Origin of the sequence: Arthrobacter sp. FW306-04-A, from assembly GCF_044358315.1 — a bacterium.
Classification (GTDB): Bacteria; Actinomycetota; Actinomycetes; order Actinomycetales; family Micrococcaceae; genus Arthrobacter.
On sequence record NZ_CP084559.1, the window covers coordinates 2,135,084 to 2,148,213 of the forward strand.

Annotated in this window: 6 protein-coding genes; 4 read left to right on the forward strand and 2 right to left on the reverse strand. The window is 65.4% G+C overall.

Going from position 1 to position 13,130, the window contains the following annotated elements:
- Positions 1 to 47: 47 nt before the first annotated feature.
- Positions 48 to 1,097: a glycosyltransferase gene (locus LFT43_RS09815; RefSeq protein WP_395802722.1), complete on the forward strand. Its 1,050-nt coding sequence runs from the start codon at positions 48 to 50 to the stop codon at positions 1,095 to 1,097.
- Here the strand turns inward: LFT43_RS09815 and LFT43_RS09820 are convergent.
- Positions 1,094 to 2,683 (reverse strand): AMP-binding protein, encoded by a 1,590-nt coding sequence (locus LFT43_RS09820; protein WP_395802724.1) that lies wholly within the window; start codon positions 2,681 to 2,683, stop codon positions 1,094 to 1,096. The genes LFT43_RS09815 and LFT43_RS09820 overlap by 4 nt on opposite strands.
- Before the next feature lie 241 nt (positions 2,684 to 2,924).
- Between LFT43_RS09820 and LFT43_RS09825 the strand changes: the two genes are divergently transcribed.
- Positions 2,925 to 5,621, forward strand: a complete 2,697-nt coding sequence (locus LFT43_RS09825) for a PEP/pyruvate-binding domain-containing protein (protein WP_395802726.1) — start codon at positions 2,925 to 2,927, stop codon at positions 5,619 to 5,621.
- Positions 5,622 to 5,628: 7 nt separating this feature from the next.
- Here the strand turns inward: LFT43_RS09825 and LFT43_RS09830 are convergent, their stop codons facing one another.
- Entirely contained in the window at positions 5,629 to 6,213 is a 585-nt protein-coding gene (locus LFT43_RS09830) for a histidine phosphatase family protein (protein WP_395802728.1), read from the reverse strand.
- A gap of 143 nt (positions 6,214 to 6,356) precedes the next feature.
- Between LFT43_RS09830 and LFT43_RS09835 the strand changes: the two genes are divergently transcribed.
- Together LFT43_RS09835 and LFT43_RS09840 are read left to right on the forward strand one after the other, a co-directional pair.
- Positions 6,357 to 8,015, forward strand: a complete 1,659-nt coding sequence (locus tag LFT43_RS09835) for a phosphodiester glycosidase family protein (RefSeq protein ID WP_395802730.1) — start codon at positions 6,357 to 6,359, stop codon at positions 8,013 to 8,015.
- A gap of 160 nt (positions 8,016 to 8,175) precedes the next feature.
- A complete protein-coding gene (locus LFT43_RS09840) occupies positions 8,176 to 13,020 on the forward strand; it encodes an NAD-glutamate dehydrogenase (protein WP_395802733.1) in 4,845 nt (1,614 codons plus the stop codon).
- The last annotated feature ends 110 nt before the right edge of the window (positions 13,021 to 13,130 follow it).

Genomic DNA, 13,130 nt, shown 5'->3' on the forward strand with positions numbered 1-13,130 from the left:
GGATGAACCGGGCAAGTAATTCGCCGGCGTGAAAGGAGGGAAAGCCATTGGTCAAGGTCCGCATGATCGTGCCGGCCAACGTGCGTCACCGTTCCGGCGGCAACATCTACAACGCGAGGCTGGTTGAGTCCCTCCGTGCCCAGGGCGCCGAAGTCGCGGTCCACAGCCTTGACGGTGGCTGGCCCTCCGGAACCGCCACGGACAAGAGCCATCTAGCCGCAACGCTCGCCGGAGACAATTTGTCCATCTGCATTGTCGATGGCCTGATTGCCACGGGAGCGCCCACGGAAATCGAGACCGCTGCCGCTGCCGGGCGCCGTGTCTGGGTGTTGCTCCACATGCCCCTTTCCGGAGAACAGCACCTTGAAATGCGTGTACTCCGCGCCGCGACCGGTCTTCTTTGCACCGGTTCCGGTACCGCCGAAGCCGCCAAACGGCGGGGCCTGCCAAACGTGCATGTAGCGACCGCCGGCGCAGATCGCCCCGGGAAGCAGGCAATTCCCGGCGGACCTGGCGGAAAGCCAAGACCGTCCGGGGCTTCGGAGGCACAGCACTTCATCATGGTTGGCGCACTGCTTCCCAATAAGGACCAGATCTTCTTTGTCGAGGCGTTGGCGCGCATCAAGGACCCGGCCTGGACCGCCGCGATTGTGGGTTCCTCAAGCGCCGACCCGTCCTACGCAGCGTCCGTGCGAGAGCGCATCTTCCGGCATGGACTCGAGAAGCGAGTGGAACTTAGAGGCGAACTTTCCGGTCCCGCTTTGGAGGAACAATGGCTCCGCGCGGATCTCAGTTTGCTTATCTCGCACTCGGAGTCCTTCGGCATGGTCGTCCAGGAATCCCTGGCTCACGGTATACCGGTGGTGGTTCGCAAGGGAACCGGCGCCGTCGAAGCGCTAGGAGCCCACGGGGCCGGCGAAGCCATCGATCTTGCCGCGGGACCCGGATCTTTGGCGGAGATGCTCCAAAGATGGCTCAGCGACTCGGCACTGCGGAAGAGATGGCAGGAAGCGGCTGCGGCAGCCAGCCGGGTGTTGCCACGATGGGAAGAAACGGCCCGGGAGGTCCTTCGCATCGTCACCGGTACACGTCACTAGCCTCGCGCGCGAAGCTCCCGCCGAAGGATCTTCCCCGACGCCGACTTGGGAATCGCGTCAACGAACTCGACGAACCGCACGCGCTTGAACGGCGCCGCGTGCTCAGCCACGAACGCCATGACATCCTCGTCACCCAGCTCAGCCCCGGCCTGCCGGACGACGAACGCCTTCGGCACCTCCTCGCCGTCGTCCGCAGGCACACCGATGACCGCGGCGTCCGCGATCCGGGGGTGGGTGAGCAGGAGCGCTTCGAGTTCGGCGGGCGCGATCTGGTAGCCCTTGTACTTGATGAGCTCCTTGAGCCGGTCGACGATCGTCACGACCCCGCCAGCCGTAACAGTCGCGATGTCGCCGGTGCGGAGGAAACCATCCGGGTCGATCGTTGCGGCCGTCGCGTCCGGCCGGTTGAGGTAGCCGAGCATGACCTGCGGACCCCTGACCAGGAGCTGGCCGCGCCCGGTCTGTCCCTCGGCGGGCAGCGGGATCTCTTCGTCGGTGGCAATGTCGAGGAGCTTGCATTCCGTGTTCGGGATGGGGTAGCCGACGGAATCAAGGGGAACGGTGTTGGCGTCCCGAAGGGGAATCGAATGGGACACCGGGCTAAGTTCGGTCATGCCGTATCCCTGGAGCATGACGCACCCGAGACGGCGCACGACGGCGGCGCCCAGTTTGCCGTCGAGCGGCGCCGCGCCGGAGACCACGACGCGGACGGACGAGAGGTCGTACTGGTCGACAAGAGGGTGCTTCGCGAGCGGAACCGCGATAGGCGGGGCGATGAACAGGTAGGTGCAGCGATAGTCCTGGGTGATGCGCAGGAACTCCGGGAAGTCGAACTTCGGCATCGTCACGAGCCGCGCACGCTCGGCGAAGGCGAGGTTGAGCAGGACGGTCAGGCCGTAGATGTGGAAGAACGGCAGGACGGCAAGCAACACATCGTCGGGAGTCAACCCGAAGCCATTGTTCTGGGCAACGTTCGCCACGAGGTTGTACTGGCTCAGCATGACACCCTTCGGGGTGCCGCTCGTGCCCGAGGAATAGGGGATGACGGCCGCGGCGTGCGGGTCGACGCGCACGTCGGGAGCGGGGAAGCCCGCGCCGAGCGCCTCGGCGAGCGAAGGATGTCCGGCAGCGGCAGCCGCGTCGCCGCCGTCGAGCACCACGACTCGCTCGGCCGGTATGCCGGCCGCCTGCGCAGCGGCCTTGGCCCGTTCAAGGAACGGTGAGACGGTGAAGAGCCACGAGGCACCCGCGTCGGTAAGCTGGCGGCCGACTTCATCGGGTGTGTACAACGCGTTGACCGTGGTGACGGCGGCGCCCGCGCGGAGGATCCCGTGGAAGACGACGGCGAACGCCGGGATGTTGGGGCAGAACAGGCCCGCAGTGGTCCCCGGCCCGGCTTCGTGGCTGGCGAGCCAGCCGGCGAGGGCATCGATGCGCGTGACGAGCTCGCGGTACGTCGTTTCGCCGCCGGCAGTGCCGTCGATGAGGGCGACCCGGTCCAGGTCCTCGGCGCCCAGCCCGCCGAACAGGTAGTCGTACAGAGTGGCTTCGGGAATCTCAACGTCCGGGTACGGGCTGGCGAACATGGCGGCTCCTTCGACGCACGACGGCGGGAGTCGCGGTCGTGCGTCCATTACACCCGGTGTCCGGAGCAGGGACAAGGGCCGCCACGCCCGAGGATGCTCGTCTTCCCTCACGGTGGGCGGCGCCCTGGCCGCCGCCCGATGCAACCGCGGGCCATGGCCTCTTGCTCATGGGCGTGCCAGTATGTTGGGAATCAGGGTCAACCCAATGGGGCCCGGCGGCGGGCAGAATGGACGCACGGTTGTGACATACATCAACAACTTACGCGATGTGGGAAGCGCCGATGTCGCCGTGGCCGGTGGCAAGGGGGTTGGCCTGGGCGGCCTCGTCCAGGCCGGAGTGCCGGTCCCTCCGGGCTTTGTATTGAACACCGCAGCCTATTCGGCTTTTGTGGATGCCAATCACCTTGGAGCAGCCATCCAGGAACTGGCCGCACTGTCGCCGCAAGCCACGCCCCAGGACTACGACGACGCCTCGGAGCGGATCCGGGCCCTGTTCGCCGGCGGCACCATGCCCACGGTGATGGCCGACGAGCTTGGCGCGGCCTATCGAAGCCTCGGCAACGGGGACGAGGCGGTAGCTGTTCGCTCCTCTGCCACGGCCGAGGACCTCGCCTCGGCCAGCTTCGCCGGACAGCAGGAAACCTACCTCAACGTCCGTGGCCCGGAATCCCTGGCCGTCGCGGTGAGAGATTGCTGGGCTTCCCTGTGGACGGCGCGTGCCATGTCCTACCGGGTCCGTGAAGGCATCGGACCGGACGCTGTGCGCCTGGCGGTCGTGGTCCAGCAGATGGTCGAGGCCGAGGCCGCCGGGGTCTTGTTCACGGCCAATCCGGCCAACGGGCGGCGCGACCAGATTGTGATCGGTGCCGCGTGGGGGCTGGGAGAGTCCGTGGTCAGCGGAACCGTCACCACGGATGACGTCGTCGTCGATGCCGGGACTGAGCGGGTGCTCTCGCGGCGGACGGCAGACAAAGAGACGATGACTGTCTACGCGGACCGCGGTACTGCGGGCCAGGGAACAGCGGGCGGGGGCCAGGGAACTGTGGAGCAGCCGGTACCGGCCGCCCGCCGGAACCAGCCAGTGCTCGACGACGCGGCGGCGGCCGCGCTGGCCCGCTATGGGACCCGGATTGCCGATCATTTTGGAGTCCCGCAGGACATCGAGTGGGCGCGGGCCGGCGGCGAATTTTTCATCCTGCAGTCCCGGCCCATCACGGCACTGCCTGAACCTGCGGCTGACATCCCGGATACCTGGCCCGTGCCCTATCCGAAAGGGCTCTATTTCCGGGCAAGCATCGTGGAACAATTGCCGGACCCGCTCTCGCCGCTGTTCGCCGATCTCATTGACGGCTCGGTGACCCGGTCGCTCAAGGCCCTGATGAACGAGGCCGTCGGCAGTGACGTCGTCAGGGAGGGCGACGTCGGACTGCCCACCATCAACGGGTACGCCTACTATTACTACCGCACCTCGGGAATGTGGCGGGTGATGGGCAAGGCGCCGGCGGCGATGCTGGCCCTGGCTCGCGGCAAGGCGCACATGGGCGTGGACGGCTGGCGGGAGTTCTCGCATCCACGCTACCGGCAGGTGATCAAGGGATGGTCGGAAAAGTCGATAGGGGACCTCTCGGGTGGGGAACTGCTTGAGGGCGTCCGGACGTTGCTGGATGCGGGGACCGTCTACTACACGGCCGTGGAGTCAGTCATTCCGATCGCCGCGGCGAGCGAGATCTCTTTCCGGGCGTATTATGACAAACTCGTTCGGCGCCAAGGAGATCCCCCGGCCGAGACATTCCTCCTGGGCTACGACAGCGAACCGATCCGGGCGGAGAAATCGTTGTACGACCTCGCAGGCTGGGCCCGGGAAGTTCAAGGGCTGGCTCCGGCGATCCTCAAGGAATCGACGCCGGCGCTGGCCGAGTCACAGCGCGCCGGGCTCCCGCCTGCCGGCATGGATCAAGCACTCTGGGAGCAATGGCATCAACGCTTCCAGGCCCACCTCGACCGGTTCGGCCACGCGGTCTACAACCTTGACTTCCTCAGCGCCCTCCCCGCCGACGACCCCTCGGCGCTGCTGGACACGGTCAAGTTCTACCTGCGCGGACAGGGCAACGACCCGCACGAGCGCCAGCGCCTCTCGGCCGCCCGGCGGGAGGACCAAACCGAACGAATGCTTGCCCGGCTCGGGCAAGGCCGGCTCGGGCGGAACCGCCGGGCCGCCTTCCTCCGTCTGCTCCGGTGGGCGCAGAAGTCCGCACCGATCCGCGAGGACGCCCTGGCCGACGTCGGGCTGGCCTGGCCCCTGATTCGGCGGATGCTGCTTGAGCTCGGACAACGGCTGGCCAGCTCCGGTGTCATCAGCCAGGCCGCGGACGTGTTCTGGCTGCGCGAGCAGGAGCTGCGAACCGCCGTCGAGTTCGGCCTTGCAGGGGAGGGAACGATAACCGGAGCGGAAAGGCCGGCACGGGCCGACGCTATCGAGGAACGCAAGATGCTTTGGCGCGGCCAGGCAAAGGCCACGGCCCCGCAACTGCTGCCGGAGAGCCGTTGGATGGAACGGACCTTCGGGGGGATGATGCCGGCACGCTCGCAGCAACAGCAAGGCGACGTCATCAAGGGAGTCGGCGCCAGCTCGGGCCGGGTCATTGCTCCTGCCCGGGTCCTCAACGGGCCCCGGGACTTCGCACAGATGACGCCCGGAGACGTCCTGGTCGCCCGGATCACCACGCCTGCATGGACCTCCCTGTTCGCGATGGCCTCGGCCGTGGTCACAGACGTTGGCGGACCGCTGAGCCATAGCTCGATCGTGGCCCGGGAGTACGGCATCCCCGCGGTGCTCGGCACCGGGGTGGCCACCCAGCGCATTGCCAGCGGTCAACGGATCCGCGTCGACGGCGACGCCGGCACCGTCACGATTGAGGGGCGGCCTTCAGGGAAATAACAGCAGGTCAGCCCCCGACTGCAGTCATGATGCGTTCGCCGTTGAAGTATTCGAGCTCCCAGCCGTCAACGGGGTGATGGTGGGCCAGGTTGAGCACAGCATTGTCGATGCTTTCCAGGGTGCGGCCGATGGCGCGGTTGAGGCTCACTCGGAGGAGCGTGCCGTGAGCGACCACCAGGACGCGGCGGCCGCGGAACTCCTCAGCCAGTGCTTCCAGCGCGCCTAAACCGCGGGAGGCTGCCTCGTCCTCGCTTTCTGCGCCCCGCAAACTGCCGGAGATGCGCAATGCGTCCAGTTCCGGGCCGGCCCGGAGGCCTTCGGCTGGTCCGAAGCGACGCTCGGTGAGCTCCGGCACGCGCCGGTCCACACTGCGCCCCAGCCCGGCGGCGATCAGGTCCGCGGTTTCCGCGGCCCGGCTCAGCGGCGAGGATACGATCGCGTCCCACTCGTAACCCGACAGGACGGCGACGGCGTCACGCGCCTGGCCGCGGCCCACGTCGTTCAGCGGAATGTCGGTGGATCCTTGCAGCCGGCGTTGCGCATTCCAGTCTGTCTGGCCATGGCGGACGAGGGCGAATGTCGTGAGGGGCATGTTTTCCATTCTGCCCTGCGTTCGTTCTGCCTCCCGCATCCGGGCAATTGAGTAAGTGAACGTGGAGTGAAGCTTGGGTCAATATGCGCCCCAAACCGCCAAACGGCACCGGGCCCGCCGTCGAGCCTTTGTACGGTGGACGCATGAAATCCCCCCTTAACTCCCGCAGGGTCCTGACTGGCGGCCTGGTACTCGCCGTCTTTTCAGCGATCCTCAGCCCCGTAGGCCCTACCCACGCCGATGGCGGTCAGGACATTGAAAACGGTACGGATCGGAGCGCGCACCTTAACCTTGGTGCCCCCGATCTTCCCGAGAACCGGACCGTGACAACCCTCACCCCTGGCGTCACGTTGACAAAGATCAGCCGCGGTGGAGCAGACTCTTCGCTTTTCTGGACGGCCGAGGTTGCCATCCCTTCGGACTCGCCGGATCCTGACGCACCCGCCTCAGCGCTCTCAAGCCAGGCCACCGCGCAGCGCACCGCCGATAAGCTCAAAGCCGCCGGCGTCGATGCCCGGGTCGAACAGGTCCAGTCGCCCCAGCTGGCTGATGCCGGCGGGGACCTCGGATACCGGGTCCGCGCCGGACATCTTGCCGCCCGGGCCGACGGTGCCCCTATCGTCGAGAAGATCAAAGCCGCCGGTTTTGCCTCGTCCGTGATTTACTCCGGCTGGGACGGCGACTCCGGGACCAGCACGAAGACCCGCGGACCGTGGAACCTTGAGGTCATCACGATCGACCCAGGGACGTACCAGGGTCAGCTTGCCGCCTCGTTCGGCCCGGATCTGGAGAAGCGGGAGACCACGAGCCAACTGGCTTCCGACGCGCACGCCATCGCCGCGATCAACGCCGGTTTCTTTGTCTTCGACCCGAAGGCCGGCGCCGAAGGAGACCCCGCCGGTGTTGGTGTGTACGCCGGGAAAACCCTCAGCGAACCCGTCGCCGACCGTCCGGCCCTGGTCATTGACGGTAAGAAGAACGCCACCAGCATCCAGCGCCTGACCTGGGCCGGGAAGATCTCCTCGGGTTCCGGGGAGACGACTTTGGACGGCATCGACCGGGTTCCCGGCCTGATCCGAAACTGCGGCGGCGCCAACGACTTGCCGACCCCGCGCGCGCTCCAGGACGTCACCTGCACCAACCCGAACGAGCTCGTGACCTTCACCCCGGAGTTCGGGCCGTCCACTCCTGCCGGGGCGGGCCTTGAGGTGACGGTGGACAGCCACGACACCGTTACTTCCATCGCGGAAACCCGCGGCGCGGCCGTGCCTGCAGGCGGACACACCGTCCAGGCGACCGGAACCGACGTCGCACGGCTTCGCGCGCTGGCGCCCGTGGGCGCCAAGCTGAAGATCGACGCCGGCCTGCTCGGCGAGGATGGCAAAACCCTCCACACCAATAAGTCCACGAGCGTCGTGAACGGCGGCCCGCTGCTGGTCAAGGACGGCAGCGAAGACGTCACCGTCAAGAATGACGGCATGGTCCACCCCAACGACGGAAACAGCTTCTACTACGGCTGGGTCCACAAGCGGAATCCCCGGACCTTCGCCGGGACCGATTCCCAGGGTAGAACCATGCTTGTCACCGCAGACGGACGCTCAACGGCCTCACTGGGACTGAGCTTGAAAGAAGAGGCCGACGTCGCCGTGTCACTCGGCATGGTTCAGGCCATGAACCTGGACGGTGGCGGCTCAACAACAGCGGTTGCTGGCGGAAAAGTCCTGAACAGCCCGTCGGGCGGATCGGAACGTGCAGTCGGGGACGCCCTCCTCGTGCTTCCTGCCCGCAAGGACGAGCAGTAGAACTGCCAGGTTGACCGGATGCGGGGCGTGCCTGCGTCCGGTCCGTCCTCTGCGGCGGCACTGGACGGCGTCAGTGCACCCAGCCATCATGGAAGGAATCGCGAGGGCTGGATTGCCATCCGCAGTTGGCGGTGGCACCCCGCGGCGGAGGTGCGGTGGCATGTCACACATACCAGTGCCGGAGGAGCGCGCCAGTTCCGCCGGGCCGCGCGAGCCGGACGAGCTTTTCCTGAGCGACTACTTCGCGCAAGTGTCCGCGGAAGATCTGCGGAGCTACAGTCCCCGGATGCTCCGTGCACGGGTGGCACACCACCTGAAAGTGGCGTCGTCGCGCGCCCCGGGCCAGGCCGCCGTCGGGATCCTGAACGAAATGGACGCCAGCGTCATTGCGGTGGTGACAGACGACATCCCGTACCTTGTCCACTCCGTCACGGCGGAACTCACACGCGACGATGCCACGATCCGACTGTTTGTGCATCCGAGCTTCCACGTGCTGCGGGATCCCGTTACCCATGAGTTGGTCGAGGTCTGGACCGGTCCTTCCACGGACGGCGCCTTGGCAGGGCGTTCCCGGGAAGGAAGCGCCACTGAGGTCTGGATTGCGGCCGAGATCGGCAGGCTGGCGGACGACGCCGCCGCAAGGCAACTCACAGAGAACCTGCACCGGGTGCTTGGGGATGCTCGGGTTGCTGCCGAGGACGCCGCTGCCATCCACGGCAAGTTGCAGGAAGCCATGGTCTCCGCGACAGGTTTCCCGGACACCCTGGTTCCGCCACAGGAAGAGATCCGCGAGCTGCTTCTCTGGCTCGACGATGGCAACTTCCTGTTCCTGGGGTATGACGAATATGAGCTCACGACGGCGGGTGGCCGGGAGATGCTCTCCGAGCGGCAGGGTTCCGGGCTGGGCCTGCTGAGAGGAGCGCTGGGGGACGCTGCCGCAGGATGGCCACCACCGGGGTTGCCGAAGGAACGTGGGTCACAAGCGCTCACGCTTGCCACTTCAGAAGTAAGGTCCACCGTCCTGAGGCGGTCTTACTTGGATGAGTTGCACCTGCAAGTCTTCAACGAGGCCGGCAAGAAGACGGGGATACGACGGTTCGTGGGGTTGTTTACCTCGGGCGCTGCCCATCAGTCCGTCCGGCGGATTCCGGTGATCCGTGAAAAGGTCCAGGTTGTCAGCGAGCGCTTGGGCTTGACGTCGCGGTCCCATCATGGCAAGGACTTGCTGGCCATTCTGGAGACCTTCCCGCGCGATGAACTTTTCCACATTGATGTGGATGACCTCACCCGTCTGGCGGGTGAAATCCTCCGCACCGAGGTACACCGGCGGACGCGGGTGTTCCTCCGGCCGGACAGCCTGGGCCGATTCATCTCCGCGTTGGTCCTCTTCCCGCGGGGCCGCTACAGCACTGCCGTCCGGTTGCTGATGGAACAGGAGCTCCGGCAGGTCTTCAAAGCGAAGTCCATTGAGTTCGATGTCAGCCTGACAGAGTCGCCCATGGCCCGCGTCTTCTTCCGTATCCACATGGCCGGCGCCGCGTTGGACGCGCCGGATTCCATCGCCGTCGACGTCGATCCCTCAGAACTGGAGCGGCGGCTCGTCTCAGCCACCCGGCCATGGGCGGAGGGTCTTGAAGAAGTGATCCGTGAGCGCTTCACGTCCGCCGAGGCGGCACGGCTCTCCGAACTGTGGTTGGACGCGTTCCCCCCGAGTTATCGGGCGGATTACACGGCGGGTACCGCTGTCAGGGACATCATGAATTTCGAGACGTTCGACCTCGACGGCACAGGCGGCCGCCGTCGCGGAGATCCGTTGCTTACGGTCTACGTCAGGCCGGGCATGTCGCCTACCCTTGCCGAGGACGCACGGATCCGCCTCTACCTGACCAAACCCAGGAGCCTCACGCAGATCCTGCCGTTCCTGCATAACCTCGGGCTCGAGGTGCTGGACCAGAGACCCTTCGAACTCCGGCGGGGGAGTGGGCAGGACTTGTTCCTTTACGACCTCGGGGTGAAGTATCCCGCCGGCGTCGACCCGGAGGCAACCAGGGAGCTGATCGCCGACGCCTTCGCCGCCGCCATGCGCGGCGACGTCGAATCCGACCGCATCGACGCACTGGTCATCCGGGAGCGGGTGGGCTGGCGACGGGCGGCCATACTGCGAAGCTACGCGAAGTATCTCCAGCAGTTGGGGACTAACAACTCGTACGGTTTCATCGCGGAGACGCTGTTGAGCAACGCCCGGGCCACCCATGCACTCCTGGACTTGTTCCAGGCGAAGTTTGATCCCGGGCTGGACGATTCCGGCCGCCTCAGGGCCACGGCGGCTGCCCGGGAGGAATTGCTGGCCGCCATTGACGAGATTCCTGTGCTTGACGCCGACCGTTTGCTGCGCGCCTTCATGGACCTTGTGGAAGCGACGTTGCGGACCAACTACTTCCAGGGCAAGGCACACCTGAGTTTCAAGCTGAATCCTGCTGCGATCGTCAACGCTCCGTTTCCGCGACCGAAGTACGAGGTCTGGGTTTACTCCCCGCGGGTTGAAGGCGTCCACCTCCGTTTCGGTGCGTTGGCTCGTGGCGGGCTGCGCTGGTCTGATCGAAGCGAGGATTTCCGGACCGAGGTCCTGGGGTTGGTCAAGGCACAAAACGTGAAGAACTCGGTTATTGTGCCGACCGGGGCCAAGGGAGGTTTCTATCCCAAGAGGTTGCCCGACCCGGCCGCCGATAGGGAGGGATGGCTTGCTGAAGGCCTGGAATGCTACCGGATATTTGTCAGCGGCCTGCTGGACCTGACCGACAATCTGGTGATCACGCCACGCGGTGAGGCGGTGGTGCCCCCTGAACGCGTCGTAAGGCACGACGGCGACGACTACTACCTCGTGGTAGCCGCCGACAAGGGAACCGCATCTTTTTCCGACACAGCAAACGTTCTGGCCCGGGACTATGGCTTCTGGCTCGGCGACGCCTTCGCATCCGGCGGGTCCGTCGGCTATGACCACAAGCAGATGGGCATCACGGCACGCGGCGCATGGGAATCCGTAAAGCACCATTTCGGCGAGCTGGGGATTGACTCGCAGGGAGAAGACTTTACGGTGGCCGGCATCGGAGACATGAGCGGCGATGTGTTTGGAAACGCGATGCTGCTCTCACCGCACATCCGGCTGGTGGCGGCATTTGACCATCGGGACATCTTTCTTGATCCGAACCCCGATGCGGCAGCGTCCTTCGAAGAGCGCAAGCGTCTCTTTGCCCTTCCCCGTTCGTCCTGGGCCGACTACGATCCCGCCCTGATCAGCGAAGGCGGGGGCGTCCACTCCCGCAGGGCCAAGAGCATCGAAGTCACGGAAGGGGTCCGGGCATGCCTCGGCCTGGAGCCGGGAACCCTGTCTCTGGCACCCCATGCACTCTTGCAGGCCATTCTCCGCGCCCCCGTGGACCTGCTCTACAACGGTGGCATCGGAACGTACGTCAAAGCCTCTACCGAGAGCCAAACCGACGTTGGCGACAAGGCCAACGATGCCATCAGGGTCAACGGCAACGAACTGAGGGCCCGCACCATGGTCGAAGGCGGAAACCTGGGCGTCACCCAGCGCGGACGGGTGGAGGCGGCCCTTGGCGGGGTCCTGCTCAACACTGATGCGATAGACAATTCGGCTGGCGTCGATTGCTCGGACCATGAGGTCAACATCAAGATCTTCATTGACCGGATGATTGCGTCAGGAAAAATGCGGACCGAGGAGCGGACAGGCTTCCTTCAATCCCTGACCGATGAAGTCGCCAGGCTGGTCCTGGCAAACAACGTGGACCAAAACGTCCTCCTTTTCAACGACCGGCACATGGCCCCGGACCTGAACGCCGGTTTTGAACGGATCATGGATTGGCTGGAGAAGTCTGCGGACTTGGACCGCGGTTTGGAGGGGTTGCCGAGTACGGAACAACTCCAACACAGGCTCCAGTCAGGCAATGGATTGACCGCCCCGGAACTATCGGTGCTTGCCGCCTACGCGAAGATCGAACTGGCCAAGGCGCTCACCGATAGCGACCTCGCCGATGACCCTTGGTTCAAGCGGGTGCTCCGCGGCTACTTTCCGTACCAGTTGTCCGAGCGCTTCGATGCGGAGCTGGACGGACACCCCCTGCGCCGGCAGATCATCTGCACAGCGGTGGCCAACGACATGATCAACCTTGGGGGTATCACCTTCGCGTTCCGTGCCATCGAGGAAACCACGGCGACTGCCGCGGCCGTAGCCAAGGCCTTCGTGGTTGTCCGCGAGGCCTACAAGCTGAAGTGGTTCGTGGACAGGATTGCCGGGCTACCTCCCGGGTTTCCCAGCGAACACGCTGCCGCAGTGATCCTGCCGTTGCGCAGGATGGTGGACCGGGCAACCCGATGGTACGTGACCCATGACCATCGGGACCAGACAGTCGCCGAAGCCTTGAACAGGGTCTCCCCGGCATTGGACCTGCTGCGGACTCGGACGACCGAGTTTCTGCGCGGCTCGGATCTGGACCGCGCCAAGGAGCGGCTGGCGCACTGGAACGACGTCGGAATGCCGCCCGAGTTGGGACGGCGCGCCGCTGATCTGTTGGAAAGCTTCTCGTTGCTGGACATCTCGCTCGTGTCGGAGCAGGTTAATGAACCACTCACCACGATCGCCGACATGTACCACACGGTCATTCACTGGATTGGTGTGGGAACCTTGTTGCTCCGTATCACTGACCTGCCGCGGCAGAGCCGGTGGGAAGCGTTGGCCCGTGCTGCCCTGCGCGACGACGCTTACTCCGCCGTCGTCGACATAACAATTTCCGTCATGCGGACCACCCGAAGGAGCGAAGCCTCCGGAGCTTCGGCAGTGGAACGCGTCGTGGATTGGGAGCGCGGACGCCAAGAGCAACTCGGACGGATCAAGGACACCTTCGCGGAGGTCACCAAGCCCGGGCAGGTGGACCTCGCCTCGATCTCCGTGGCCCTGAAACTCCTGCGGACCTTGGCGAAGCAGTAGCCGTTGGTTTCGACGTGATGTTTTGGGATAAGGAAGTGAGTCCTCTAAAGTTAGTGCCCGATGGCAGCACTTAATGAAACGTCAGATCAACCAGGGTCCGCATCGCAGCG